We start from the raw sequence: 26010 nt of genomic DNA on the forward strand, positions 1-26010 counted from the left end.
CACGCCCATCGAGCGCGACAGCGGCACCGGCAACGGCAGGGTCATCAGGCCGCCGGGCAGCGGCGACACGGCCAGTCCCGGCTGGATGGCGATGCCGACTCCGTGCGCGACCATCGAATAGATGACGTCGTCCTCAGCGATCTCCATGACCATGCCCGGCACCACCCCATGCTGCTGCAGGTGCCGCATCACCAGCCGGTGGCAGGAGTCAGTGGCGGGCGGCAGCAGCAGCGTCTGGCCCTCAAGATCTGTCCACGAGAGCGGCTGCGCACCGTTCTGAACCGGCTGGACTGCCACGTATTCGTCCTGCGCCAGCGGGTAGACCAGCAGGGCGGTGTCTTCCGCGACGCTCATCAAGCCCACGTCGGCCTGACCCGAGAGGATCAGGCGCTGCCCGCCCTCACTGTCCATCTGGGCGTTCAGGACCCGCACGTTCAGGCCGGGATGCTGCCGGTGAAGCGCGGCCAGCACCGGGGGCAGCACATGCACGCCCAGGCTGCGGTATGCCGCGACCGTCAGGGTCCCGCTGAGTGCCGAGCCGGTCTGCAGGCTGATCGAGAGGTCCTCGCTGGCCTGCACTGCCCGCACGGCGTGCGCCAGCGCCTGTTCCCCCGCGCCAGTCAGGGTAGCGCCGCCCGCGCCGCGCCGGAACAGCTGGACCCCCAGGGTGCGTTCCAGGCTGGCCACCCCCTCGCTGAGGGTGCTCTGGGACATGCCCAGTTCGGCCGCCGCTTCGCTGAACGCGCCCGCCTGGGCCACCGCCACAAACACGCGCAGCTGAGCCAGGGTGGGCCGGACCGGGGATGTGCGGGTCGTCATACGCCAGTGTACTGCCCCCCGCCGCTACACCCATCGGGAAGTCCGATGCCGGGTCGTGGCCCTCCCAGCCGCGCCCGATGGCGTGCAGAACACAGGAGGCGCAGCATGAAGCGCAGGAGGCATGACCATGACGATCTACACTTCCCGTCCGGCAGCCGCGCATCTGCCCCACCCGCAGCAGCAGGAAGTTCAGTTGACCAGTGAGCTGTACGGAAGCCATGTGGTGGAGGTGGTGGTGTCTGGACAGGCCGGCCCGCTGCAGTTGGACGGCTGGCGGCTGCGGCTGTGGCCCCAGGCCCGCCTGGGCGACGCGACCCTGGAACTGCAGGCCGAGGCCGGCCGCGGCACGCCGGACCTGCCGGCCCTGCTATGCGACCTGCAGCGTCTGGGTTACACCCCGCTGGGGCCGCTCCGCTCTAGGATCTCCAGGCCATAGAGTTCCAAGAAGCGCTGGGTGCGCTGGGTCAGCGTCGGGAGCGGAGACACCTCGCCGCACACCCAGTCCGGGCGGTAGTTGCGGCAGACCTGGGGCCGTTCGTGATACTGGCGGCACAGGCACCCCACCCCCGGCTGCTCCGGTGCCAGATGGACACACGGCACGCCCAGCGGCTTGGCCAGCGCGGCAATGTCCGGAGCGCTGCAACACGCCCCGCAGGCACTGCACTCCCGCCGCCAGGCGCTGCGCGGCGCCTGGTCCGGCGGCGCGATGAACAGATCAGGCATCAGCTGCCGAACGCCTGGGCGCAGAAGGTGCCCTGGGCCGAGGTGGTGACGCCGCCCTGGGGGAAGAAGGTCAGGCCGCTGAGCTGCTGCAGCTGATCCACCGTGGTGGCGTAGCGGCTCAGCCCGCTGCGCGACACCGCCTTATTCGGCACCAGCCACGCGCGCGCCTCGTTGCCGGACACCACGATCTTGTAGACCGACGACGGCACTGCCACCTTGTCCGGGCCGATGGCGCGCGTGCGGCCCTGAAATACCGGGCCGGTCAGCACGTATACCCCGTTCTGCTGGCGGGCACAGCTGCGGGCAGCCGCCTCCAGCGAGGCCCACAGGCCCCGGTTGAGGGTGCTGTTCTGCGGCACCATGTTCGAGAGATAGAACGACTCGGTCATGGATGTTTCTGAGCTGCTGAAGTCGGCGGCGGGCGCCATGTGCCCACGGTCCAGGCCGCTGCCCTGGTAGTCGCTCAGCTCGGCCCGCTGCCCGGCCGGCAGCTCCGGGTCCGGCTGAAACGCGTCGTTGCGCTCCACATCGCCCTGGAATTCGTCGGGACGCAGGTATTCGCCCACCACCAGCGGCACCTTGCGGGCCGGGTCGTAGAGGCTGACATATTCCACCCGGCACAGCACGCGCACGCCCGCCACGCTGCTGGTGGGCTGCCCGGCGCGGAACTCATCCTGGCAGGCATCGGTGCGGCCCCCGCCGCCTCCACCCTGGCGCGACTGAAAATAGCCCACCACCGCGACGAGAATGACCACCAGCAGGGAGATGAGGTTGCGGAGCTGGCGCGAGTTCATGCCCCCAATCTAGCGGGAATCCAGCGTGGCCGGGGCACCCAGCCGCAGCTCGAAACACAGGCTGCCCTCCACGCCCGCGTAATACCCGTAGTTGGGAATCCGGACGAACCCGGCCCGCTGGTACAGCCGGATCGCCTCCACCTGCAGCACCCCGGTCTCCAGCACCAGGCGGGCATAGCCGAGGGCCCGACCGGCGTCCAGCAGCCGCTCAAGCAGCGCCCAGGCCAGCCCCTGCCCTCGCACCTCGGGCCGGGTGTACATCCGCTTGAGTTCGGCCGTCGTGGCGTCCCAGCGCTTGAGGGCGCCACAGGCCAGCAGATCGCCGTTCTGCTCGGCGGCCAGCAGCAGTGAGCCGTCTCCCAGCAGCACCGCCGGGTCAAAGGGCTCGGTGATGTTGTCCTGATACATCCCTCGCAGTTCCTGCTGCTGGGCGTTCATCAGGAACACGGCGCGGGGGTCGCTGGGCTGGACAGCAACGATCGTGGGGGCCGTCGTCATGGTCCGATGCTAGAAGAACGGCCCGGTCGGCCACAAGGCCAAACCGGGCCGGCCACAACCGTCCTCAGGCGATCTGACGGGTCAGCAGCTTGCGGAGCTTGTCGGTGTCCTCGTGGAACTGCCGGATGCCCTCGGCCAGCTTGTCGTTGGCCATCGGGTTGGCGGCCAGCGCCCAGCGGAAGTCGGCCTCGGTCAGCGGGGCCTCGGTCTCGCTGCCGGCCTCCGGGGTCAGCACCCGCTCCAGCTTGCCCTCGTCGGCCGCCAGCTCCGCGAGCAGCTGCGGGCTGACGGTCAGGCGGTCACAGCCGGCCAGCGCCTCCACCTGCGCCGCGCTGCGGAACGAGGCGCCCATCACCACCGTGTCGTAGCCGTGGGCCTTGAAGTGCCGGTAGATGGTCCGCACCGACTGAATGCCGGGGTCCTGATCCACCGCGAAGCCCTCCACGCCCTGAGACTTCTTGTACCAGTCGGTGATGCGGCCCACGAACGGCGAGATCAGGTAGACGCCGGCCTGCGCGCACGCGATGGCCTGCTCCAGGCTGAAGATCAGCGTGAGGTTGCAGCGGATGCCGTCCTCCTTCAGCGCCCGCGCCGCCTGGATGCCCTCCCAGGTGGCCGCCACCTTGATCAGGATGCGGTCGCGGCTGATGCCGTCCTGCTCGTAGAGCTCGATCAGGTGGCGGGCCTTGGCGATCATCTTGTCGGTGTCGAACGACAGCCGGGCGTCCACCTCGGTGCTGACGTATCCGGGCACGATGCGCGTCAGCTCGCCCCCGATCCGCACCGTCAACCGGTCGATCAGGGTGTCGATGTCGCCGCCCGCCTGATCCACCTCACGCTGGGTGTCGCTCAGCAGCTGGGCATAGCCGGTCAGCTGAGCGGCCTTCAGGATCAGCGAGGGGTTGGTGGTGCAGTCCTGCGGCTGATACTTGCGGATCGCCTCGATGTCTCCGGTATCGGCCACCACCACCGACATCGCCTTCAGCTGTTCAAGCTTGTTCATGCGCTCCTCCTTCTGTGCGGCCTGAACGGCCGCTTCAACCCTGTCAGCGTAGCACCGGCACTCAGGGTCACACGTGACGGCGGCATGCTTCTGAAGCGGTCATCTGGCGCTCACCTGAACTGGAGGCAGCCGGGCCGCCCCACATGGGAACGGCCCGGCTGCCCTGGGACTTCCCTGCGCTTTACGGCAGCGGGAAGCGGCGGGCGAAGGCGTGAACCTCATCCTTCACCGCTTCGCCCTTGAGCGCCCGGTCAATCAGCCCGGCGATCACCGGCATGTCGCTTTCCACCATGCCGCGGGTGGTGACGGCCGGCGTGCCGATGCGGATGCCGCCCCCGTGCATCAGCTTCTCGGTGTCGTAGGGCAGGGTGCTCTTGGAGATGGTGATGTGGTTGGCGTCCAGCAGACGGGTGGCCTTGCTGCCGTTGAGGCCCTGAGGCCGCAGGTCCACGATAAACAGGTGGTTGTCGGTGCCGCCCGACACGATGCGGTACCCGAGGTTCTGCATGGCCGACGCGAAGGCCTGGGCGTTGCGAATCACCTGGGCCGCGTACTCGCGGAACTCGGGCCGCAGCGCTTCCCCGAACGCCACCGCCTTGGCCGCGATCACGTGCTCCAGCGGCCCGCCCTGGTAGCCGGGGAACACGGCCCGGTCGATCTTGGTGGCGATCTCGGCGTCGTTGGTCAGGATGATGCCGCCGCGCGGGCCACGCAGGGTCTTGTGGGTGGTGCTGGCGACCACGTGGGCGTGCGGCAGCGCGTTGGGGTGCTGCCCGGCCGCGATCAGGCCGGCGATGTGCGCCACGTCCGCGAACAGCAGGGCGCCCACCTCGTCCGCGATTTCCCGGAACGCGGCGAAGTCGATAATGCGGCTGTAGGCGCTGGCGCCGGCAATGATCATCTTCGGCTGGTGCTCGCGCGCCAGTTGACGCACCACGTCCATGTCGATCAGCTCGGTGTCGGGGTTGACCTTATAGCCCACCACCGAGTACCGCAGTCCGCTGAAGTTGGCCGGGTTGCCGTGCGTCAGGTGGCCTCCGTGCGACAGGTCCATGCCCAGCACCACGTCGCCCGGCTGGATCAGCGCGTTGTAGACGGCCAGGTTGGCACTCGACCCGCTGTGCGGCTGCACGTTGGCATACTCGGCCTGGAACAGCTGTTTGACGCGCTCGATGGCGAGGCGTTCCACCTCGTCCACCACCTCGCAGCCGCCGTACCAGCGCTTGCCGGGGTAGCCCTCGGCGTACTTGTTGGTCAGCACGCTGCCCTGGGCCTCGCGCACCGCGGCACTCGTGAAGTTCTCGGAGGCGATCAGCTCCAGGCCGCTCAGCTGACGCTCCTGCTCCTGCTGGATCAGGTCGAAGACCGCCGTGTCACGGTCTGGGGTCTGGGCCGTCTGGGTCTGGGTTGCAGTCATGACCCCAGGGTAACACCCGGCCCGGAGCGCCGCTGAGGTGCGGACTACGCAACGTGTCCGCCGGCTGGCCGAGGCGCCCCCGGCCCACTAGAATGCCCGGGTGAGCGGAGCGGGAGCAGGCAGGTCAGGAGGCAGGCGGGTCGCATGGACCCGGCTGGGCAAGCTGCTGCTGGACGTGCTGATCACCTTCGTGCTGCCGTACGCGCTGCTCAATCCTCAGCCGTTCCACCTGCCGGACCTGTCGCACCGACTCGGCACCTACGGCGTGTACGTGCTGGCCGGCATCCTGCCGACCCTCTACATCGTGTGGGACACCCTGCGCCACCGGGTGCTGAATCCGTTTGCCCTGTTCCTGCTGGCGGGCGCGCTGAGCGGCGCAGTCGTCAGCTTCCTGCGCCTGGACGGGGTGGCGTTCGCGCTGAAAGACGCGCTGCATTCGGGCCTGCTGATGCTGGTGTGCCTGATCTCGCTGGCAGCGCGGCGCCCGCTGTTCGAGTTCCTCTTCTACGGAGTGGTGGCCCCGGAAACTCCGGAGCGGTCGCACCTGCTGGGGCGGGCGCTGGCGCAGCCGGCCGTGTACCGGGCGCTGGCCGGAGCCACCGTACTGGTGGCCCTGAAGGCGCTGCTGCTGGGGCTGGCCAGCTACGTGGTGGCGATCCGGCTGGTGACGCTGCCGTTCGGGGTGCCGGGCTTCAACGCCCAGGTGGCAACCGCCCACGCCATCACCTTCCCGCTGGCCCTGCTGCTGGACGCCCTGTTCTACGGCTGGGCCGCGTGGCTGACCCTGCAGGCCACCCGCCGCCTGACCGGCGGTCGGGCGTGGCCGTGGCAGGAGGGGTTCTGGAGCGAGCTCTCCAGCCTGGACCACCCGCCCGCTGCTGCGCCAGCCGGTCAGGCGGAAACCTGAGCAGCGGCCACGTGCCGGCATGCGCTATACTCCCCAGGCTAACCCGCGCCCGCACGAGCGGGGCGGAAGGGAGAGTGCCAATGCAGGACCTGCTGGAAAGATTGGCGTCGCTCCGGGAGTATCTTTGACATTCCCGCCAAGACGCGCCGCCTGAACGAACTGGATCACACCCTCTCAGATCCGGGCCTCTGGAACGATCCGGACCGCGCCCGCAAGGTCAACCAGGAAGCCACCAGCCTGCGGCGGGTGGTGGAAAGCTACACCCGCCTGCAGTCCGAGGCCGACGGCCTGAACGAAATGATGGAGATGGCCGACGCGGACGAGCGCGCCATGCTGCAGGACGAGCAGGAGACGCTGCGCGCCCAGGTGGACAACCTCTACCGCGAGACGCTGTTCACCATGAAGCATGCCGACGAGGCCGCCATCGTGAAGGTGAAGAGCGGCGCGGGTGGCACCGAGAGCATGGACTGGGCCGGGATGCTGCAGCGCATGTACATGCGCTGGGCCGAGCGGCGCGGCTACAAGGTCGAACTGCTGGACCAGCAGGACGGCGATCAGGCGGGCATCGTGGGGGCGGAATTCATCATCCGGGGCGAGCGCGCCTTCGGCATGATGGCCCCGGAACACGGCGTCCACCGGCTGGTGCGGGTCTCGCCGTTCGACAGCAACAACCGCCGCCACACCAGCTTCGCCAGCGTGGACGTGGTGCCGGAGGTGCCGGAGGAGGAGATCAACATCCACATTCCGGACAGCGACCTGCGCCGCGACGTGTTCCGTTCGCAGGGCGCGGGTGGTCAGGGCGTCAACACCACCGACAGCGCGGTGCGCCTGACCCACCTGCCGACCGGCATCGCGGTGGCCTCCCAGGTCACGCGCAGCCAGATCAAGAACCACGAGATCGCGCTGCAGATCCTGAAGCAGCGGCTCTACGACATCGAGATGCGCAAGCGCGAGGCTGAGGAACTGGCGGCGCGCGGCGAGCAGAAGAAGATCGAGTGGGGCAACCAGATCCGCAGCTACGTGCTGGACAAGCAGTACGTCAAGGACCACCGCACCGGCGTGATGCGCCACGACTCGTCCAACATCCTGGACGGCGACCTGGACGAGTTCATGTGGGCCGGGCTGGAGTGGATGGCCGGCAAGCGCAGCGCCGAGGAACTGGTCGAGGACGAGTAAGGGGCCGGAACAGGTGGGCCCTCCAGCCCGCCACCGTGAGCGGACAGCTCGAAATTGCCCGATTGATACGCTACTGTTAAAGGCTGAGTGCGCCGGGGACAGTCCCATGGGTGCAGAGGGAGACTCCAGCATGGCTGAAAAAGATATTGACAAGTTGCTTTCCTTGACCGACAGCAAGTATCGCCTGTCGGTGGTGGTGGCGAAGCGTGCAGTGCAGCTGCGTTCCGGCGCGCCGAGCGTGCTGAGCAGCGACGTCCGGGCCAAGACCCGCAACCTCGTGACCCAGTCGATGCGCGAGCTGGCGACCGGCAAGCTGAAGGTCGGGCAGGACATGATGGACGAGGACCGGTTCCAGCAGGACTACCAGCGTCAGCGTCAGGCCCAGCTGCAGGCGCAGCTGAACGCCGAGCGCGACCGCGAGCGCGACTGACACCCAACGCTGTTCACAGGGCGCCTCCGGGCGCCTTTTTTATTGCCGCTCTCCTGAGCCTGCCCAGGCACTATTCTGCCTGCACCATGACCATTCCTTCTGTCCAGACGGCCCTGGTGATCGTGGGGGGCAGCATGGCGGCCGTGAAAGCGCCGTCCGCGCTGCGCCGCCTGCGTGAGGCCGGCGTTCAGACCCGCGTGATCGCCACCGGGGCCGCCCTGCAGTTTGTGACGCCGCTGAGTCTGGCGACCGCCGCCGACCACGAGCCGGCCACCGACCAGAGCTGGTTCGCCGCGCAGCCGCAGGCGCAGCACCTGACGCTGGCCCGCTGCGACGTGGCGGTGGTGGTGGGCGCCAGCGCCGATCTGCTGGCCCGCGCCGCGCATGGCCGGGCCGACGACCTGGCCAGCGCCACCCTGCTGAGCGTCCGGGCGCCGGTGCTGTGGGTGCCGGCCATGAATCAGGCGATGTGGACCCACCCGGCGGTGCAGGCGAATGTGGAACGGCTGCGCGGCTGGGGCCACCACTTCCTGGGGCCGGTGTACGGCGCGTTCGGCAGCAGCGGCGAGGGAATGGGGCTGGGCCGGATGGCCGAACCGGAGCAGATCGCGGAGGAAGTCACGCGCCTGCTCCGCCCGCTGCAGGACCTGGCGGGCCTGCGGGTGGTGGTGTCGGCCGGACCGACCCGCGAGTACCTGGACCCGGTGCGCTTCATCAGCAACCCCAGCAGCGGCAAGATGGGCTTCGCGGTGGCCGAGGCGGCGCGCGACCGGGGCGCGCAGGTCACGCTGGTGAGTGGGCCGGTCACGCTGCCGGACCCGCATGGCCTGAGTACCGTGCACATCGGCAGCGCCCTGGAACTGCGGGACGCCGTGCTGGAGGCCGCCCAGCAGGCAGATCTGGTGATCATGACCGCCGCCGTGGCCGATTACCGGGCTGCCCAGCCCTCCGGAGAGAAGCAGGCGAAGGTGGCGGGCGAGGTGAGCATTCAGCTGACGCCCAATCCGGACATCCTGGCGGAACTCGGGCAGCACAAGGGAGGCCGGGTGCTGGTGGGCTTCGCCATGGAAACCCACGCGGGGGTGGAGCGGGCGGCGGCCAAGGCGCAGCGCAAGAACGCCGACTTCATCCTGCTGAACTACCCGACCCAGGAGGGGACCGCCTTTGGCGGCGACGACAATCAGGTGACGCTGGTTCGCCCGGACGGCGGGCACGAGGCATGGCCGCGCCTGAGCAAGCGGGAAGTGGCCGAGCGGCTCCTGACCGAGGCGCTGAGGGTTCATGCCGAGCGTCACCCGGACCGCCTGTCCGCCGCACCGAGCTAGGGGCTGCTGCCGGGCTCGTTTGCATACTCAGCATAACTATGCATAATGAGTGCCTATGCTCAGCAAGGAACAGCGACAGAAGCGAATTCAGGAGATCATCGCTTCGGAAAGCATCGCCACGCAGGCCGAACTGGTGTCCCGGCTTCAGTCCGACGGCGTTCAGGTCACGCAGGCGACGGTCAGCCGCGACATCAACGAACTGCGGCTGGTGCGGCTGCCGGTCGGGAAGGGCCGGCACCGCTACTCGCTGGCGCAGGTCAGCACCCACGACAACGTACAGATCGAGCTGGAACGGCTGTTCCAGAACTTTGTCTCGGACGTGGACCGGGGTGAGAACGTGCTGGTGATCCGCACGTCCGAGGGCCACGCTTCAGGGGTGGCGCTGCTGCTCGACCGTCTGCGCCGCGACGACATCGTGGGGACCATCGCGGGCGAGGACACCATCTTCGTGGTGGCTCGCACCGTAGACGAGGGCGAGAACATCATGGAGGAATTCCATTCGATGATGCTCGGCTAAATGAAGTGACGCGAGGGGCGGCCATGCGCGGGCCGCCCCTCCTGTTATTTGTCCTGCCCCAGTGCAAAGCCCCTGGAGAACTGCTCCTGCAGCACCGTGAACACCACCAGCGGCGGCACCACCGTGACGATCGCTCCGGCCATCACCGCGCCCCAGTCTGTCTGGCCGCCCACGTCAATCAGGCGGCGCAGCCCCACCTGGACCACCTGCTTGTCGTCCGACTGCATGATGACCAGCGGCCACAGGTACTGGTCCCAGACGTACACGAACTGAATGACCGCCATGGCCCCGATGGTGTTCCAGCTCATCGGCACCAGCACGCGGGTCAGGAAGGTCAGCGGCCCCGCGCCATCCATCCGGGCGGCGTCCGCCAGACTATGCGGGATGTTCATGAAGTGCTGCCGGAACAGAAATACTCCGGTGGCCGAGGCCAGGAACGGCACGATGATGGCCGCGGAACTGTCGGCCCATTTGAAGGTCCCGGACACCAGATCAAACAGCGCGATGATCAGCAGTTCGGTGGGCAGCATCAGCGTGAACAGCACCAGCGCGAAGACCAGACCCTTGAGCGGAAAGCGGAAGTACACGAAGGCCAGCGCCGCCAGCACCGACAGCACCGTCTTGCCGAAGGTGACGGTGACCGTCACCAGCAGGCTGTTGAGCATGTAGCGGCCCAGCCCGGCGCTGGTCCAGACGCTGCCCAGGTTCTGGAAGAAGGCGGTGCCGGGCAGCAGGCTGGGCCCCACCACCTGCTGTCCCGCCTGGGTGGCCTTGATCAGCGCGAACAGCAGCGGGGAGGCGATCAGCAGGGCCGCCACACTCAGGATCAGGTGCACCGGCCACGCCTTACGCGCCATAGTGCACCCGCCGGTTGCCATAGCGGAACTGCAGCAGCGTGATGACCCCCACCAGCAGCAGCATCAGCACCGCCTGGGTGGCGGCAGCGCCGGTGCGGAAGTTGCGGAAGCCGTCCTCGTACAGCTGGTAGATCAGGAAGGTGGTGATGCCCGCCCTGCCGTAGAAGGGGCCGCCGCGCGTCAGGATGTCCACCAGCCCGAAGCTGTCGAACAGCGCCGAGACGATGTTGGTGAACACCAGAAAGAAGGTCATGGGCGACAGCAGCGGAAACACCACCTGCCAGAAGCTCTGCCACGGGCTGGCCCCGTCGATCTGGGCCGCTTCGGTCACCTCGCCCGGCACGTTCTGGATGGCCGCCAGATAGAACACCACGTTGTAGCCCACCCCCTTCCAGATGGCCGCCAGCGTGACCAGCGAGAAGGCCATTAGCGGGCTGTCCAGCCAGCGTGGCCTCACGCCGATGGTGCTGCCCAGCAGGGTGTTGACCAGCCCGATCTCCGGGTTGAACAGGAACAGCCAGATGGTCCCGGCGATGGCCGGGCTCAGGGCGTACGGGTAGATCAGCAGCAGGCGGTACACCCGCGCGCCCCGGATGGGGCGGCTCGCCAGCCACGCCAGGCCCAGCGCCAGCAGCAGCCCCAGCACCGTCACCAGCCCCACGAAGATCAGTGTCTGGACCGTGACCTGCCGGTAGACCGGGCTGGTGAGCAGGTCCGCGAACTGCCGCAGGCCCACGAACTGCTCGTTGCCCAGGATGATGTTGGCACGGTACAGGCTCAGGCGCAGGGTGCGCAGCGCTGGGTAATATAGAAACACCGCCAGAATTGCCAGGGTGGGCGCCAGGAACAGCCACGGCAGCCCCACGCCCCGGAAGGTGGCGTGCTCGTCCGCGGCGTGCGGTACAGCTGGCCGCGCCGCCTGTCCGGCGCGCCAGCGCGTCCAGAACCCCAGCGGGCGGGATGAACGGGTGAGTCTCAAGGGTGCTCCTCCTGTCACGGCGGCTGCCCCCCGGTACCGCAGGGGGCAGCCGCCGGTGCGGCGCTCTGTGGGTCAGGCGGGACGCGCGCCGCTTCCGCTCACTTGAAGTTCTGGTTGTACTCGGCCAGCGCCGCGTTGATCTGGGCGCTGGTGTCCTTGAGGGCGCTGTCCACACTCGCGCCGCCCAGCACCTTCTGCAGCCCCTGCTCGATCAGGGTGCGCGTCTGGATGGCCACCCCGTTCAGCGCGCCGGCGCTGGCGGCATTGGGTTTGGTGTTGAGCAGCTGGTTGAAGGCCGTGATCTGCAGCGGGCTGCTGGTGAACCAGCCCTGGCCGCGCAGCTGCGTCACGCTGCTCTGGCGCACCGGGTAGTAGCCGGTCAGCTTGTGCCAGCTGGTCATGTTGGCGGTGTTGGTCATGTACAGCGCGAAGTCCAGCGCCGCCTCCGCCTGGGCCTTGCTCACGCTCTTGGGCACCCATAGGCTGGCCCCGCCGATCACCACGCCGTTGCGCTTGACGCCGTCGGGAATCGGCAGCACGCCCACGCCGATCTGGGAGCCGTTCTGGGTGGCCGCGTCACGGATGTTGCCAATATCGGCCGTGCTGGTGATGTGAAAGACCGCCTTGCCGCCGGTAAAGATGGCGTCCGAGCCGTCCCAGTCTTCCAGCTTGCCGGTGTAGGTGAACCAGCCCTTGTCCTGCATGGTCTTGAAGAAGCTGAAGATCTTGCGCCCGGCCACGCTGTCGAGGTTGGTGCTGGTGGCGCGCGCCTGACGGCCGTTGCCGTTGTTGAGCAGCTCGGCGTTCTGCTCGGACATCCACTGCTCCACGAACCAGCCGTTGAGGCTCATCCCGAAGCACTTGGCGTCCAGTTTGGCCGCCTCAATCTGGGCGCAGGCCTTCTGCATCGCGCCGAAGGTGGTGGGCGGCTGGTTGGGGTTCACGCCGGCCTTCTGCATCAGGGTCTTGTTGTAGTACAGCACCGGGCTGCTGCTGTTGAACGGCAGGCTGTTCACCTTGCCGCCAATGGTGTAGTAGTTGACCACCGGCTTGATGTAATCGCTGAAGTCCACGTTCTTGATGCCGCCCACCGGCTGGAAGATGCCGCTGTCGAGCGCGAGCTGACTGCCCACCTCGAAGATCTGCACCAGCGCCGGGGCCTTGTTCTGGCGCGCTGCCAGGATGGTGGCCTGCAACGAGTCGTTGTAACTGCCCTTGTAGCTGGGCACCACCATGATGCCGGGGTGCAGCTTGTTGAACTCGGCGGCGCGGGCCTTGATCCAGTCGCCGCGCTTGGCGTCTCCGAAGCTGTGCCAGAACTCCACGGTGGTCTGGGCCTGGGCCACACCCACAGCAGACAGAACGGCAGCGATCAGCAGCATTTTCTTCATGGCTTCCTCCGGGGTGAAACGGGCAGCGACAGCCCATGCCAGCCCCGACCCCGAACGGCCGCCGGCTGGAGGTCCATGACCCTGTCGTCCTGCGCTGAGGGCACATTAAGAGCCGATAGTCAGCCGCCGGTCAGGGTCGCAGAACGCTCATGAGTCAGCCGTGTTCCTCTCCGGTCCACTCCTGGACCAGGTATTCCAGCCGGGTCTGGGCGTTGTCCTGGCTGCCATAGACGCTCCGCAGCAGCTCACCGCCGGCCGCAAAGGCCAGGGTGTGAGGCGTGCCCTCGGTCTGCCAGTGCGCCGCCACCGAGCCGTCCAGGTCCAGGGCCACCGGAAACGGCAGCCGCGCGTAGCGCTCGGCAAAGCGGCGCAGCGTGGGCACCACATCCTCCTGCGGCAGCAGGCGGTGGCCCCGGCTGGTGTGAATGGCCAGCATCTGCACCCGACCTCCAGCCTCGGCGTGCAGCCGCTTCAGGAACGGAATGCCCCTGGAGATGCACGCCGGACACTCCAGGTTGAAGAACATCACCAGACCCGGACGGGTCCACACTTCCGGGGACGGCACGGCGTCTCCCCACACGAAGGCATCGGCAGCAGGCCAGTTCATGAACCGAGTATCCTCTCCCCTATGAAGCGCATTGCCCTGCTGCTGTCTGCCCTGCTGCTCACCGCTCCCTCCGCGCTGGCCACCTCGGTGGCGCAGGTCAAGCAGAAGGGCGTGCTGGTGCTCGGCACCGACCCCACCTTCCAGCCGTTCGAGTTCAAGGGGCCAGACGGCACGGTCCAGGGCTTCGACATCGATATTGCACGCGAGGTGGCCAGGGACCTGGGCGTGCGGCTGCAGGTGCAGAGCGTGGGCTTCGGGGCGCTGATGCCACAGGCCGTGACCAGCGGCCGAGTGGACATGGCCATGAGCGGCATCACCATAACCCCGGAGCGTGCCAAGGTGGTGGCCTTCAGCGCCCCCTACTACCGCAGCGCCCAGGTGTTCATCGTGAGGGGCGGCAACCCCAAGGGCTTCGCGTGGCCGGCCAGCGTGAAGGGCCGCACCATTGGCGTACAGGCCGACACCACCGGGCAGTACGCCGCCAACGACGCCCTGAAGCCCAAGGGCGCCACGCTCAAGGTCTACGACGACTTCGCGGCCGGGCTGGCCGACGTGCGGGCCGGCCGCATTGACGCGCTGATCGGAGACGCACCGACCGTCACCAGCCTCAAGCAGCGGCTGCCCGGCCAGTTCGCCCAGGCGGGCAGCCCGCTGGTGGCCGAGGACTACGGCATGGTCTTCAGCAAGGGCAGCGACCTGGCCGCCGCGGCCAACCGCACCCTGGCCCGCCTGAAGGCCAGCGGGGCCTATCAGCGGCTGCTGGACAAGTGGATCGTTCAGAAGTAGGGCAGTGACCGACCTGCTCGAAGGCTTCCGGACGATTCTGACCGGAGAGTATCCGGCGCTGCTGTGGGCCGGGCTGCGCCTGACGCTGGCGGTGAGCGCCGCCGCCCTGCTGGTCAGCGTGCTGGTCGGCACCGTGCTGGGCGTGGTGCGAACCTTCCGCCCGGCCGTCCTGGCCCCGATCTGCGACGGCTACGTGACGCTGGTGCGCGGCATTCCGCTGATCGTGCTGCTGAGCGTGGTGTACTACGGGCTGCCGGCGTTGGGCCTCACGCTCGGGAGCTTTCCGGCGGCGGTGCTGGCGCTGGGCCTGTACTCGGCCGCCTACACCTCCGAGATCGTGCGTGGCGGGCTGAGCAGCGTGCCGCCCGGCCAGCGCGAGGCGGCGCGCAGCCTGGGCCTCAGCCACCTGCAGGCGCTGCAGTACGTCGTGCTGCCGCAGGCGTGGCGGGTGGCGCTGCCGGCCCTGGGCAACGAGTTCATCAGCCTGATTCTGGGCAGCAGTCTGGCGAGCGCCGTGACCATTCAGGAGCTGTTCGCGCAGGGCAAGTACATCACCAACGCCACCTACCGCCAGTTCGAGGTGTACGCGGTGCTGGCCCTGGTGTACTTCCTGCTGACCTTCACTCTGTCGCGGCTGGTGCTGTTGCTGGAGCGGCGGCTGGCGCGCGGAGAGCGGCTGGAGTCGCGGCGGGTGCTGTAGGTCAGCGCTGGCGGGCGCGCCGAAGGAAGGCCCGCACCTGCTCCGGCTCCACGCGCGGACCATAACGCAACGTCAGGTAGTCGTGGGTCAGCGTCTGAATGCGCTCCGCATGATCCGGGCGGGCGGCAGCCACCCGGTGGGCATACTCGGCGGGCGTCTCGCCCACATCCAGCGGCAGGCCCAGCCGACGGGCATGGCGCTGGTAGGCCAGCAGCAGCGGGTCGGCCGTCTGCCGCCGCCGGGCCAGCAGCAGGGCGGGGATGGCTGCCAGGGCCAACGCCGCCAGCAGCGCCAGCCCGTAGCGCAGGCTGCCCAGTTCGCCCAGCCCCAGGCGGCTGAGCAGCAGCCCCTGCTGCGCGGCGTCATAGCCGACCACCCAGGTGTTCCAGGCGTTCTGAAGCGCGTCCAGCCGCAGGCTCAGGCGGCTCAACAGGCTGCCGCCGCGCAGCAGGGCCGGCACCTGATCTTCGGGCAGCGCGGCGGTCAGGCCGTCCTGAATGCGGGCCGGGGACACGGCGGCGGTGGGGTCCACCCGCCGCCAGCCCTGGCCGGCCAGCCACACCTCCACCCAGGCGTGCGCGTCGGCCTGGCGCACCAGCAGGTAGCTGCTTCCATCGGTGGCCCGGTTCTGCTGACCGCCCTGATAACCGGTGACCAGCCGAGCCGGCACGCCCGCAGCGCGCATCAGGTACGCGAAGGCACCCGCAAAGTGCTCGCAGAAGCCCCGCCGGGTCTGGAACAGCAGCTGATCCATCGGGTCCGGGCCGTCCAGCAGCGGGGGCTGGAGGGTGTACTGAAAGCCGCCCTGCTGCAGAAAGCGGTAGGCCGCCTGAACGCGCTGCAGCGGCGGCAGCCCCCGCCAGCCCGCGGCCAGGGCACGGGCGCGCGGGTTGCCGCCGGCGGGCAGGAACAGGTTCACCTGCAGCCGCAGGGGGCTGGCGTCCAGGCCATAGCGGAACTGCGTGTAGGCGTTCAGCCGCAGCTGACGACGCGTCGCTCCGCCGTCGGTGCGGAGCAGCTGTGCCAGGGTGGTCAGCACGGTGCCGTCCGGCTGCGTCTCCGGCACGTCCAGCGCGAGCGCCCACGGCTGTGAGGTCGGTTCCAGCGTCAGCTGGTAGTGGTAGGGCACGCCGCCCACCTGCATGTCCCACGGTTCCACCGGCACCCGCGCCTCGGTCCACTGGCGACCGTCGAAGTCTTCCAGCACCGGCCCGCGCCAGTAGCGCTCCTCCGGCGGCGGCATGGCCCCCTCAAAACTGGCCCGGAAGGCCAGCGCGTCGCTCTGGGCGAGGTTGCTGACCGAGCCGGGCGTAACCCGGTCCGAGAGCCCCGACTGCGCCGAGTGGCTGCTGACCGGCATCTGCCACAGCGGGCCGTCCGGGCGCGGGAACAGCAGAAACAGCGCAATCGTCAGCGGCGCCGCCTGCAGCAGCAGCACGCCCGAGCGGCGCAGCTGTGGACTCCAGCGCAGATCGGCGGCGTACCCGCGCAGCAGCGCGAGGCAGGTGGTCAGCAGCAGCACGCTGACCAGGGCATGCAGCGCCACCAGCGTGTTCTGATCGAAGAAGAAGTGCGACACCGTGACGAAGTAGCCGAGCAGGGCCAGCAGCGTGGCGTCACGCCGACGCGAGGTTTCCAGCGTCTTGAGCGCCACCAGCAGCACCAGGGCGGCGGTGCCGCCGTCGCGCCCGGCCAGCGTCTCGAAGGCCGAGCTGATGCCCCACATCCCAATCGCTGCCACCAGCAACAGCGCCCAGACCGGCGGCTGACGCCACCCGCGCAGCGCAATCAGCGCGCGCCCGCCCAGCAGCAGCGCCACCAGCACGCTGAGCCAGATGGGCAGCCGCGTCACGTAGGGCAGCATCGTGAAGGCCAGCACCGCCAGGGTCAGCAGCAGCGGCTGGGCCGGCACCCGATCATGGGCGGGCAGCGGGCGGCCCCGTCCCACCGGGCGCTGCAGCCGCGCGATCAGCGTCAAGGCCGCCTCCAGCGGCGCGAACGGACTGGGCCCGGCACCGGCAGGTCGTGGACGGCCAGCAGGGCCAGGGCCCGGCGCAGCTGGCTCTCACCCGCGCCCGGCTCCAGCCGCTGCCCCGGCAGCCGCAGCCCGAAGCGCAACCCCTGCCGCTCGGCCTCCAGCACCCAGGCGGTCAGCCGGGACAGCCGCTGCTCGGTGTGCAGAAGCGTCCGGGTGGCGTCCCAGTCCAGCTGCACCACCTGGGCGGTGGGCGAGTCGTACTCGCGGGTCAGCAGGTCGCCGGTGCGGGCCGCGTGCCGCCACGCCACCGAACGCAGCGGGTCGCCGTCGCGGTAGGGGCGCAGCCCGCTCAGGTCGTCCTGTCCGGTCGCCGCGCGGCGACGCTGGCCCTGGGCGTGCTCCACCCCGCGTTCCGGCGTGGGCGGCTGCGGTTCCGGGTCCGGCGCCACCAGCAGTTCCGCCGTCGTCAGCACTCCCTGCGGCACGTCCCCCCACGAGCGCCACAACCCCAGCGGATCATGCGCCTCGATCCGCAGGTCCGGCATCACGAACGGCCCACGCGCCGTCATCGGCAGGCCCAGCACCCCGCTCTGCTGGCCACCCGCCTCCAGGTTGAGCCGCAGCTCCGCCTGACCGGACCGGACCCGCACGCCGGGCCTGGGCTCCGCGCGGCTGTTGTGCAGCGTCACGGTGTAGCTGGCCAGCCCTCCGGCGTGGGCGCGGTCCGGCGGCTTCAGGCCCAGGGCCACCCCGGTCAGCGCATGCGAGGCGTGCGCCGCGCTCATGATCCAGATGCTCAGCATCAGGAAGGCCACCGCGTAGCCCAGGCTCAGCAGGTAATTGACGCAGCCGATCAACGTCAGCAGCCCCATCACCGCGAAGGCCGCACCGAAGCGGGTGGGCAGCACATAGATGCGGGGCGGCGGGGCAGACGCGGCGGCGGTCACACCTCACTGATAGCACGCACCGGCGTGCAGCGATGCACGCCGGTGCACACCCGTCTGGGGGTCAGGCCAGCGAGGGCTCCTGGGCATAGCGGCTCAGCACCTGCCGGCTGATCACCAGCCGCTGCACCTCACTGGTGCCCTCACCGATGCGGGTCAGGCGGTTGTCGCGCCAGTACCGCTCCACCGGGTAGTCCTTGATGTAGCCGTAGCCGCCCAGCAGCTGAATCGCCTCGTCGCAGGCGGCCACGCCCACCTCGCTGGCGTACAGCTTGGCGCGGGCGGCCGCCAGGCTGAAGTCGGCGCCGGCGTCCTTCAACTCGGCTGCCTTGCGGATCAGCAGGCGCGCGGCCTCCAGCTGCACGTCCATGTCGGCCAGCTTAAAGGCGACCGCCTGATTGGCCGCGATCGGGCGGCCGAACTGCTCGCGCTCCGAGGTGTAGCGGGCCGCGAACTCGAAGGCGGCGCGGCCCAGCCCCAGGCCCATGGCCCCGATGCCGATGCGACCGCCATCCAGCACCCGCATCACGTCGCGGAAGGCGCGCCCCCGCTCGCCCAGCAGGGCGTCGGCGGGCAGCCGCAGGTCCTCGAAGATCAGCTGGGCGGTGTCGCTGCTGCGTAGCCCCAGCTTGTCCTCCTTGCGGCCCACCGAGAAGCCCTGCACCTCCGCGCGGTTGAACACGAAGGCGCTGATGCCGTCGGTTTTGCTGCGCCCGGGCCGGGCCGCGTCGGTGCGCGCCAGCACCACGTAGGTGCCGCCCACCGAGCCCTGGGTGATGAAGTTCTTGCTGCCGTTCAGCAGCCAGCTGCCGTCCGGCTGCGCCTCGGCCCGGGTCTGCAGGCCGCCGCTGTCGCTGCCGCTGCCCGGCTCGGTCAGGCCCCAAGCGCCGAGCAGCTGACCGGACGCCAGGGCCGGCAGGTAGCGCATTTTCTGTTCCTCGGTGCCGGCCACCAGGATGTGGCCCTGGCACAGCGAGTTGTGGCTGGCGACCGTCAGGCACAGCGAGCCGTCCACCGCCGCGATCTCCTCAATCAGCATGGCGAAGGTAACGGTATCCAGGCCGCTGCCGCCGTACTCCTCGGGCGTCTGCGCACCCATCACGCCCAGTTCGCCCAGCGCGCGGGTGATCTCCAGCGGAAACTCGCCGGTCTGGTCACGCTCGGCGGCGCCAGGGGCCACCCGGCTCGTCAGGAAGCTCTTGAGACTCTGCAGCATGCTGCGCTGATCGGCGGTCGGTTCATAGGGCAGGTGGGTCATGGGGCCTCCAGAAATGATGCCCGGAGTGTAGCAGACCAAACGGGCGTTCGTTTGTTCCGGGTGGGTAGACGGGCCGGGAAAGCGGGCACCCCGGGCCGCTAGACTGAAGCCCGTGACACAGGTTCTGCTTCCCGGACTGCTGCCCTCAGACGCTGCTCCTCCCGGCTGGACTGCGCTGGCCCTCTCCCCCCTGCTGGTGCTGGTGGGCGTGACGGGCGTGGGCAAGAGCACCGCCCTGGCTACGCTAGGCGGTCCGGCGGGACAGGTGCTGCCGGACCGGCGTGAGGTCACCGACGCCGTGATGATCCGGTCGCTCAGCGCCGGCCCCGTGACCGACCGCGAGGAACGCTTCCGCCTGACCGCCCGCTACCGGGAGCAGCATCCGGGCGGCATGGCGCAGGCGCTGGGCGGGCTGGCCGCCGACCCGCAGGTGTGGCCGGGGCCGCTGATCTTCGACGGCCTGCGCGGGCTGGACGAGGTGCAATACGCGGCGCAGCACTACCCCAGCTGGCGTTTCGTGTCGCTGCACGCGCCGGACGTGGTGCGGGTGCGGCGGCTGTTGGGCCGGGCCGATCACTTCGACCGGGTGGAGGTGCAGCTGGACGCGGCCCCCCTGCTTCAGCAGCTCCAGGCCCTGACCGGCAGCGCGGCGGTGTTCTGGCCCGACGACCTGCAGCAGCTGGCCGCCCTGGCCCAGGAAGGGCACCGCCCGGACGACATCCTGGCCAAGACCCGCATCGTGCTGAGCGAGCGCCTCAACTACGACCCGGCGGCGGCCCGGGCGGCGCTGAGTGCGCTACCGCCCGAGCGCGTGCTGGACCTGGACACCGTGGCGCTCTCCCCCGCCGAGGTGGCCGCGCGGCTGGAGGCGTGGCGATGACCGCGCGGATCGTGGCGGTGGAGGCTGTGCCGTACCGGCTGCCCCTGCACGGGACGCTCGCCTGGGGCAAGGGCTCCAGCCTGAGCGTGGCCGAGCACGTGCTGGTGCGGGTGCGGCTTGACGACGGCTCGCTGGGCCAGGCGGAGGCGCCCCCTCGCCCGACCATCTACGGCGAAACGGTCGGCTCCGTGCAGAGTGTGCTGGCCCTGCTGGAAGGAGGGCTCAAGGGCCTGGAGATCACCGATAAGGCGGGCTGGCGGCGGGTGCTGGGCAGCGTGGTCAACAACCATACCGCCCGGGGCGCGCTGGACATGGCCCTGCACGACGCGGCGGCGCAGGCGGCCGGTCAGACGCTCTTCGACCGCTTCCTGGGCCCACAGATCCGGGTGCAGCCCGGCTTCATCCTGGGCATCGCGGCCCCGGAGGAGATGCTGGAGGAGGCCCGCCGGGTGGTGGCCGCCGGGGTGCGGGTGCTGAAGGTCAAGGTGGGCCGCGACCACGCCCGCGACCTGGAGCTGATCAGGACACTGCGGCAGGAACACGGCGACGCGGTGCAGCTCTACGCCGACAGCAACGAGACGCTAACCCCCGAACTGGCGCCGGCGGCGCTGCGGGCCATGCGCGAGGCGGGCCTGACCTATGTGGAGGAACCGCTGCCGGTGCGGCTGCTGCGCCAGCGTCAGGCGCTGAGGGCACAGGCGCTACTGCCGATCATTGGGGATGACAGCTGCTTCACGCCCGCCGACCTGGAACGCGAGCTGGACTTCGGCACCATCGACATTCTGAATATCAAAACCGCCCGCAACGGCTTCACCGACAGCCTGCAAATGCTGACGCGCGCTCAGCAGGCAGGCCTGGGCGTGATGATCGGCTCGCAGGCCAGCACCGGCCTGGGGACCCTGCACGCCGCCCTGATGGCCAGTCAGGCGGGCGTGACCGAACCGAGCGAGCTCAGCTTCGTCCTGAAGCTGCAGGATGACCTGCTGGACCGGCCGATCGTGTTTGATGACGGCTGGCTGGACGTGGCGGCACTGCGTGAGCACCGCCTTGATGAAGGGAAGCTGGAGCGGTACCGGATGTAAGGCAGGCACTCGACGGCTGCACCGTTGAGTCCGCTCCAATTCTTCGATGACCTGAACCTCCTTGGCGAGGCCAGTGAAAGCTACGAAAGCCTGACAGCCCTGCCCGCCGAGTCAAAATGGCTCCATGGCCCACGTCACTCTGGACACGTCGGGTATTCACGACTGGGACTCTTTCCATGAAGTGTCAAAGTCTACCTTCGGCTCTCCCGATTTCTATGGCCGCAACATGAATGCCTGGGGCGACGGTCTGACCTACCTGGATGAAGGGGACGGCATGTCGAACATCAATTTAGGCCCGGACGAGCTGCTCCACATTCATCTGCTACATTCCGCGGAATTTTCGTCTGCATTGCCTGACGTCTGGAACGAATTCCTCTCCTGCGTTGCTTTTACCAATCGACGCTACATCGAACGGGAGGTGTTTCCGCGGCTGAGTGTCATTCTCGAATAGATAATGCCCTTTACGAAAATTGGACTGAGCGATTCACAACTTCACTCAATCGTTATTCCTCTTGGAAATCATGATCACATGTCTATAGACAACAAGTGCAGAGGGGGATTATCTCAGCCTCTGCACCGCGTTTATTCTCCTGCTCAGATCAGCTTCAGCCAGTACCAGTCGTAGCGCCCGATGCTCAGCGAGTAGCCGCCGTCCGTGATGGCCGGGAACGCCGCGCCGCCGGTCAGCGTCACCGGCGTCTTGCCCTGCAGATGCTCCAGCTTCAGATGGGCCGCCTGTGCGTTGGCTGAGAAGTTGGCCACCACCATTAGCGTGTTGCCGTCATGCTCGCGGGTGTAAGCCAGCACCGCCGGGTTGTCGGTGTCCACGAAATGCAGGCCGCCCAGCGCGAAGGCCGGGTTCTGCCGACGCAGTTCCAGCAGCCGGCGGTTGAATTGCAGCAGGCTGCCGGGGTCGCGCTCCTCGCTCTCCACATTGACGCGGTGGAAGCCGTAGACGCTGTCCCCGATCACCGGGAAGAACAGGTCGGCAGGGTCGGCGGTGGAGAAGCCGGCGTTGCTGCCGGCGTGCCACTGCATCGGGGTCCGGACGCCGTTGCGGTCCGCCAGCGACAGGTCGTCTCCCATGCCGATCTCGTCGCCGTAGTACAGGATCGGGCTGCCCGGCAGGCTCAGCAGCACGGCGTTCAGCAGTTCCATGCGGCGGCGGTCATTGTCGAGCAGCGGGGCCAGCCGGCGCCGGATGCCCACGTTGATCTTCATGCGCGGGTCCGGGGCATAGGCGGCGTACATGAAGGCGCGCTCGTCGTCGGTCACCATCTCCAGCGTCAGCTCGTCGTGGTTGCGCAGGAAGGTGGCCCACTGGCCGTAGCTGGGGATCTCCGGCAGGCGGCCCATGATGTCGCGGATGCTGCTGGCGTCCTCACGCTTGAGGCTCATGTACAGCCGCGGCATCACCGGGAAGTTGAAGCACATGTGGAACTCCGGAGCGTCGTCGTGGCCGAAATACTCCACCACGTCCTCGGGCCACTGGTTGGCCTCGGCCAGCAGCAGGCGGCCCGGGTATTCCTGATCCACCAGCCGCCGGAAGCGCCTGAGGATGTCGTGCGTTTCCGGCAGGTTCTCGCAGTTGGTGCCTTCGCGCTCGATCAGGTACGGCACCGACGTCCACCCGGAATCCATCCACGCCCAGGTCCAGCCAGAAACGCGCCGCGGCGAGCAGCTCCTCCACTACCTGCGGGTTGTCGAAGTTCAGGTCCGGCTGGTTGCTGAAGAAGCGGTGCCAGTAGTACTTGCCCACCTCCGGGTCCAGCGTCCAGTTGCTGGTCTCGGTATCGGTGAAGATGATGCGCGCGCCGCTGTACTCGGTGCCGGTGTCGCTCCAGACGTAGTAGTCGAAGTACGGATTCGGCTCGCCGTTCTCCAGCACTGGTCCCTTGCGGGCCTCCTGAAACCAGTGGTGATCGCTGGAGGTGTGGTTGGTCACGAAGTCGCTGATCACGCGCAGGCCACGGGCGTGCGCCTCGCGCAGGAACACCTTGAAGTCGTCGAGGGTGCCCAGGTCCGGATGGATGCCCACATAGTCGGCCACGTCATAGCCGTCGTCGCGCAGCGGGCTGGGGTAGAACGGCAGCAGCCACAGGCAGTCCACGCCCAGCGCCTTGAGGTAGTCCAGCTTGCTGGTCAGGCCGGGAAAGTCTCCCTTGCCGTCGCCATTGCCATCGCGGAACGTGCGGACGGAGAGTTCGTAGAACACGGCGGTCTTGTACCATTCCACATGGGCGGGGGCGGCCTGGGTCATGAGCAAGAGTGTAATCAATTGTGCCGGACCCGGATGAAGGGACAGCGGGACGTCCAGAGCGCCGGCTCAGGGTCCACATGGAAGTGGCCGCCGCCCGGATCGCTCAGGGCAGCGGCCACTTCTGCCTCCGTTACTGGGTCAGCGTCGCCTCGTGGACGATCTCCACGTTGCCTTTCATCACCCGGCTGAGCGGACACATGTCGGCCGCCTCGGCCACGTGCCGCTCGAACTCAGCCTGATCGATGTTGCCGACCCGCCCGGTGATCTTCAGGCGCATGGTGCTGATCCGGAAGCCGGGGCCGTCCTTGACCATCTCGCAGGTCGCCTCGGTGCGCAGATCCTGAGGATCGTGGCCGTCACCGGCCAGCAGCGCTGAGAGCTGCATGGTGAAGCAGCCGGCGTGCGCGGCGGCCAGCAATTCTTCAGGGTTGGTGCCGACGCCCTGCTCAAAGCGGGTCTTGAAGCTGTACTGGGCGTCCTTGAGGGTGCCGCTGCCGGTGCTGACCTCGCCCTGGCCGCTGCGCAGGTCTCCGGTCCAGTGGGCACTCGCCTGTCGTGCAATGTCTGCCATGGTGGAACCTCCGCCCATCATCAGAGCATGCTGGCCTGAGCTGCGCCGAGCCGCCTGACTTATGACGTTCTTGAGGTTCAGCTCCGTTACAGCACGAAATCGTCGCCCAGGTAGTGCCGGCGCGCGTCCTCGTCGGTGGCGAACTCCTGGGGGGTGCCCTCGAACTTGACCTCGCCGTCGTACATCAGGTACACCCGGTCGGTCAGGGCAATCGTTTCGCGCACGTTGTGGTCAGTGATGAAGACGCCGATGCCGCGCCGATCCCGCAGGTCCAGGATCAGGCGCTGAATCTCGCGGATGCTCTTGGGATCCACGCCAGTGAACGGCTCGTCCAGCAGCAGAAAGTCCGGGTAGGTGGTCAGGGCCCGGGCCAGCTCCAGCCGTCGCCGCTCGCCGCCGGACAGCTGGTCGGCCATGCTGTTCGCCAGGGCCGAGAGGTTGAACTCGGCCAGCAGCTGATCGGCGCGAGCCTCCTGCTCGGCGCGGCTGATCGGCTGGAACTCCAGGATCGCCAGCAGGTTGTCGCGGGCGCTCATCTTGCGAAAGGCGCTGGGTTCCTGCGGCAGGTACCCTACGCCCAGCCGGGCGCGCTGGTGCATCGGGAGGTTGGAGATGTCCTGCCCGCGCAGCCGGATGCGGCCGCCGCCGGGGCGGATGAACCCCACCATCATGTAGAAGGTGGTGGTCTTGCCGGCGCCATTCGGCCCGAACAGCGCCACGATCTCGCCGCGCGCCACCCGCAGGTCCACCCCCTTGACCACCCGGCGGCGGCCATACGTTTTGGAGAGGCGGGCCGCAGTCAGTTCCGGCAGGCGGTCCGGGCGCGAATCGGCGAAGGCGGCGTCAGGGGACGGCACGGTCATGCCGGCAGCATAGCAGGGGGCCATGAGACGCCCCGCGTCCCCTCCCGCGCTCTACACTGGCCGCATGAAGTTCAGCATCATCGTTCTGGATTCGGTGGGCGTGGGTGAGCTGCCGGACGCCGCGCAGTTCGGCGACGTGGGCGCCCACACCCTCAACCACACGCTGCAGGCGGCCCCCGCCCGGCTGCCGAACCTGGCGCGGCTGGGGCTGGCCAACCTGCCGGGCGTACAGCTGGAGGGCGCCGGCACGGTGGAGGTGCACGGCGCCTACGGCCGCATGCGCGAGGTGAGCCCCGGCAAGGACACCAGCACCGGCCACTGGGAGTTCATGGGGGTGCAGCTGGAGCACGCCTTTCAGGTGTTCCCGGACGGCTTCCCGCCGGAGGTGATGGACCGCTTCACGGCCGCCATCGGCACCACCGGGCAGGGCCAGGGCTACCTGTGCAACCGGCCCTACAGCGGCACCGAGGTGCTGCTGGACTACGGCGAGCAGCACCTCCAGACCGGCCTGCCGATCGTATACACCAGCGCCGACAGCGTGTTCCAGATCGCCGCCCACCTGGACGTGGTGCCGATCGAGACGCTGTACCGCTGGTGCGAGGCGGCCCGCGAGATCCTGCAGGGCCAGTACGCGGTGGCCCGCGTGATCGCGCGGCCATTCCGGGGCCAGCGCCCCTACGAGCGCGCCGGAGAGCTGCGGCGCGACTACTCGCTGGTGCCGCCACCCACCGTGCTGGACAGCCTGCGGGAGGCCGGACGCGAGGTGATCGGCATCGGCAAGATTCCGGACATCTACGCCCACCGGGGCTTCAGCGAGGAGATCCACACCGACAACAACGCCGACGGCATCCGCAAGACGCTCGCCCGCATGCAGCAGGACTACGACGGCCTGCTGTTCACCAACCTTGTGGATTTCGATGCGAAGTACGGCCACCGCCGCGACCCGGCCGGCTACTCGGCGGCGCTGGCGGCCTTCGACGCGGCGCTGCCGGACCTGCTGGCCGCCGTTCCGGAGGACGGAGCGCTGCTGATCGTCTCGGACCACGGCAACGACCCGACCTGGACCGGCACCGACCACACCCGCGAGTATGGCCTGCTGCTCGGCTACCGGCCGGGGATTGGCGCGGTGCCGCTGGGCGAGCGCAGCACCTTCGCCGACCTGGGCGCCACGGTGGCCGAGGCGCTGGGTGCGAGCTGGAACGGCCCTGGCACCAGCTTCTGGAGCCTGCTGCAATGACCGGGGGC

Annotated in this window: 27 protein-coding genes and 1 pseudogene (1 of these 28 cut by a window edge); 12 read left to right on the forward strand and 16 right to left on the reverse strand. The window is 68.7% G+C overall.

Annotated features, from left to right (window positions below):
• Nucleotides 1-819: the 5' portion of a LysR family transcriptional regulator gene (locus ABOD76_RS18515; RefSeq protein WP_350243430.1), read on the reverse strand. 135 nt of this gene lie to the left of the window's left edge; only the first 819 of its 954 coding nucleotides appear in the window; it begins with the start codon at nt 817-819; its stop codon lies off the left edge, out of view.
• A 127-nt stretch (nt 820-946) separates the two neighbouring features.
• Between ABOD76_RS18515 and ABOD76_RS18520 the strand changes: the two genes are divergently transcribed.
• Nucleotides 947-1255 carry a hypothetical protein gene (locus ABOD76_RS18520; RefSeq protein WP_350243431.1) on the forward strand — a complete coding sequence of 103 codons (309 nt, stop codon included), beginning with the start codon at nt 947-949 and terminating at the stop codon, nt 1253-1255.
• Here the strand turns inward: ABOD76_RS18520 and ABOD76_RS18525 are convergent.
• The 5 genes from ABOD76_RS18525 to glyA all read right to left on the reverse strand — a co-directional run bounded on the left by ABOD76_RS18525 (nt 1210) and on the right by glyA (nt 5254).
• On the reverse strand, nt 1210-1542 hold the full coding sequence (locus ABOD76_RS18525; protein WP_350243432.1) for a YkgJ family cysteine cluster protein: 333 nt from the start codon (nt 1540-1542) through the stop codon (nt 1210-1212). The two genes, ABOD76_RS18520 and ABOD76_RS18525, sit on opposite strands and share 46 nt — an antisense overlap.
• Entirely contained in the window at nt 1542-2336 is a 795-nt protein-coding gene (locus ABOD76_RS18530; RefSeq protein ID WP_350243433.1) for a DNA/RNA non-specific endonuclease, read from the reverse strand. The genes ABOD76_RS18525 and ABOD76_RS18530 overlap by 1 nt, the downstream gene beginning before the upstream one ends.
• Before the next feature lie 9 nt (nt 2337-2345).
• Nucleotides 2346-2834 (reverse strand): GNAT family N-acetyltransferase, encoded by a 489-nt coding sequence (locus tag ABOD76_RS18535; protein ID WP_350243434.1) that lies wholly within the window; start codon nt 2832-2834, stop codon nt 2346-2348.
• 64 nt (nt 2835-2898) lie between these two features.
• On the reverse strand, nt 2899-3837 hold the full coding sequence (gene tal, locus ABOD76_RS18540; protein WP_350243435.1) for a transaldolase: 939 nt from the start codon (nt 3835-3837) through the stop codon (nt 2899-2901).
• Between the two features lie 181 nt (nt 3838-4018).
• Nucleotides 4019-5254 (reverse strand): serine hydroxymethyltransferase, encoded by a 1236-nt coding sequence (glyA, locus tag ABOD76_RS18545; protein WP_350243436.1) that lies wholly within the window; start codon nt 5252-5254, stop codon nt 4019-4021.
• A gap of 100 nt (nt 5255-5354) precedes the next feature.
• On the opposite strand from glyA, the gene ABOD76_RS18550 reads away from it, so the two are divergent.
• From ABOD76_RS18550 to argR, 5 genes are all read left to right on the forward strand, one after another.
• Nucleotides 5355-6161, forward strand: coding sequence for a VC0807 family protein (locus tag ABOD76_RS18550; RefSeq protein ID WP_350243437.1), 807 nt, complete (start codon nt 5355-5357; stop codon nt 6159-6161).
• Between the two features lie 80 nt (nt 6162-6241).
• A protein-coding gene (prfB, locus tag ABOD76_RS18555; RefSeq protein WP_350243438.1) for a peptide chain release factor 2 occupies nt 6242-7337 on the forward strand; the annotation gives its coding sequence in 2 pieces (ribosomal slippage) (nt 6242-6286 and nt 6288-7337; 1095 coding nt in all).
• 130 nt (nt 7338-7467) lie between these two features.
• Nucleotides 7468-7767 carry a DNA-directed RNA polymerase subunit omega gene (locus tag ABOD76_RS18560; protein ID WP_350243439.1) on the forward strand — a complete coding sequence of 100 codons (300 nt, stop codon included), beginning with the start codon at nt 7468-7470 and terminating at the stop codon, nt 7765-7767.
• Nucleotides 7768-7853: 86 nt separating this feature from the next.
• Nucleotides 7854-9092, forward strand: coding sequence for a bifunctional phosphopantothenoylcysteine decarboxylase/phosphopantothenate--cysteine ligase CoaBC (coaBC, locus tag ABOD76_RS18565; RefSeq protein WP_350243440.1), 1239 nt, complete (start codon nt 7854-7856; stop codon nt 9090-9092).
• A 55-nt stretch (nt 9093-9147) separates the two neighbouring features.
• Nucleotides 9148-9609 (forward strand): arginine repressor, encoded by a 462-nt coding sequence (gene argR / locus ABOD76_RS18570; protein ID WP_350243441.1) that lies wholly within the window; start codon nt 9148-9150, stop codon nt 9607-9609.
• A gap of 44 nt (nt 9610-9653) precedes the next feature.
• Here argR and ABOD76_RS18575 read toward each other — a convergent pair whose 3' ends face one another.
• From ABOD76_RS18575 to ABOD76_RS18590, 4 genes are all read right to left on the reverse strand, one after another.
• Nucleotides 9654-10466, reverse strand: a complete 813-nt coding sequence (locus ABOD76_RS18575; protein ID WP_350243442.1) for a carbohydrate ABC transporter permease — start codon at nt 10464-10466, stop codon at nt 9654-9656.
• Nucleotides 10456-11445, reverse strand: coding sequence for a carbohydrate ABC transporter permease (locus ABOD76_RS18580; RefSeq protein ID WP_350243443.1), 990 nt, complete (start codon nt 11443-11445; stop codon nt 10456-10458). Before ABOD76_RS18580 ends, ABOD76_RS18575 begins: the two co-directional genes overlap by 11 nt.
• A gap of 98 nt (nt 11446-11543) precedes the next feature.
• On the reverse strand, nt 11544-12827 hold the full coding sequence (locus tag ABOD76_RS18585) for an ABC transporter substrate-binding protein (RefSeq protein ID WP_380130079.1): 1284 nt from the start codon (nt 12825-12827) through the stop codon (nt 11544-11546).
• Between the two features lie 163 nt (nt 12828-12990).
• The gene (locus ABOD76_RS18590) at nt 12991-13443 is read right to left on the reverse strand and encodes a TlpA family protein disulfide reductase (RefSeq protein WP_350243445.1); all 453 of its coding nucleotides are present in this window, start codon (nt 13441-13443) and stop codon (nt 12991-12993) included.
• A gap of 21 nt (nt 13444-13464) precedes the next feature.
• Between ABOD76_RS18590 and ABOD76_RS18595 the strand changes: the two genes are divergently transcribed.
• Together ABOD76_RS18595 and ABOD76_RS18600 are read left to right on the forward strand one after the other, a co-directional pair.
• Nucleotides 13465-14229 (forward strand): ABC transporter substrate-binding protein, encoded by a 765-nt coding sequence (locus ABOD76_RS18595; RefSeq protein ID WP_350243446.1) that lies wholly within the window; start codon nt 13465-13467, stop codon nt 14227-14229.
• A 4-nt stretch (nt 14230-14233) separates the two neighbouring features.
• Complete coding sequence (locus ABOD76_RS18600) at nt 14234-14929, forward strand: amino acid ABC transporter permease (RefSeq protein ID WP_350243447.1); 696 nt, start codon at nt 14234-14236, stop codon at nt 14927-14929.
• A gap of 1 nt (nt 14930) precedes the next feature.
• On the opposite strand, the gene ABOD76_RS18605 is transcribed toward ABOD76_RS18600, so the two are convergent.
• The 3 genes from ABOD76_RS18605 to ABOD76_RS18615 form a co-directional block, all read right to left on the reverse strand.
• Nucleotides 14931-16907, reverse strand: a complete 1977-nt coding sequence (locus tag ABOD76_RS18605; RefSeq protein WP_350243448.1) for a transglutaminase TgpA family protein — start codon at nt 16905-16907, stop codon at nt 14931-14933.
• A complete protein-coding gene (locus ABOD76_RS18610) occupies nt 16904-17854 on the reverse strand; it encodes a DUF58 domain-containing protein (protein ID WP_350243449.1) in 951 nt (316 codons plus the stop codon). Before ABOD76_RS18610 ends, ABOD76_RS18605 begins: the two co-directional genes overlap by 4 nt.
• A gap of 61 nt (nt 17855-17915) precedes the next feature.
• Complete coding sequence (locus ABOD76_RS18615) at nt 17916-19109, reverse strand: acyl-CoA dehydrogenase family protein (protein WP_350243450.1); 1194 nt, start codon at nt 19107-19109, stop codon at nt 17916-17918.
• Between the two features lie 112 nt (nt 19110-19221).
• Between ABOD76_RS18615 and ABOD76_RS18620 the strand changes: the two genes are divergently transcribed.
• The 3 genes from ABOD76_RS18620 (at nt 19222) to ABOD76_RS18630 (ending at nt 21522) form a co-directional block, all read left to right on the forward strand.
• Nucleotides 19222-19989, forward strand: coding sequence for an ATPase (locus ABOD76_RS18620; RefSeq protein WP_350243451.1), 768 nt, complete (start codon nt 19222-19224; stop codon nt 19987-19989).
• Complete coding sequence (locus ABOD76_RS18625; RefSeq protein ID WP_350243452.1) at nt 19986-21071, forward strand: enolase C-terminal domain-like protein; 1086 nt, start codon at nt 19986-19988, stop codon at nt 21069-21071. The genes ABOD76_RS18620 and ABOD76_RS18625 overlap by 4 nt, the downstream gene beginning before the upstream one ends.
• A 124-nt stretch (nt 21072-21195) precedes the next feature.
• Entirely contained in the window at nt 21196-21522 is a 327-nt protein-coding gene (locus ABOD76_RS18630) for a barstar family protein (RefSeq protein ID WP_350243453.1), read from the forward strand.
• Nucleotides 21523-21665: 143 nt separating this feature from the next.
• Here the strand turns inward: ABOD76_RS18630 and treS are convergent.
• The 3 genes and pseudogenes from treS to lptB all read right to left on the reverse strand — a co-directional run bounded on the left by treS (nt 21666) and on the right by lptB (nt 24765).
• Nucleotides 21666-23331: pseudogene (gene treS, locus ABOD76_RS18635) on the reverse strand (maltose alpha-D-glucosyltransferase).
• 130 nt (nt 23332-23461) lie between these two features.
• Entirely contained in the window at nt 23462-23902 is a 441-nt protein-coding gene (locus tag ABOD76_RS18640) for an OsmC family protein (RefSeq protein WP_350243454.1), read from the reverse strand.
• Between the two features lie 86 nt (nt 23903-23988).
• Nucleotides 23989-24765, reverse strand: coding sequence for an LPS export ABC transporter ATP-binding protein (gene lptB / locus ABOD76_RS18645; RefSeq protein WP_350243455.1), 777 nt, complete (start codon nt 24763-24765; stop codon nt 23989-23991).
• A 64-nt stretch (nt 24766-24829) separates the two neighbouring features.
• Here lptB and ABOD76_RS18650 point away from each other — a divergent pair, with 64 nt between their 5' ends.
• Entirely contained in the window at nt 24830-26002 is a 1173-nt protein-coding gene (locus ABOD76_RS18650) for a phosphopentomutase (RefSeq protein ID WP_350243456.1), read from the forward strand.
• The last annotated feature ends 8 nt before the right edge of the window (nt 26003-26010 follow it).

The sequence above is a fragment of the Deinococcus sonorensis KR-87 genome, assembly GCF_040256395.1.
GTDB lineage: Bacteria > Deinococcota > Deinococci > Deinococcales > Deinococcaceae > Deinococcus > Deinococcus sonorensis.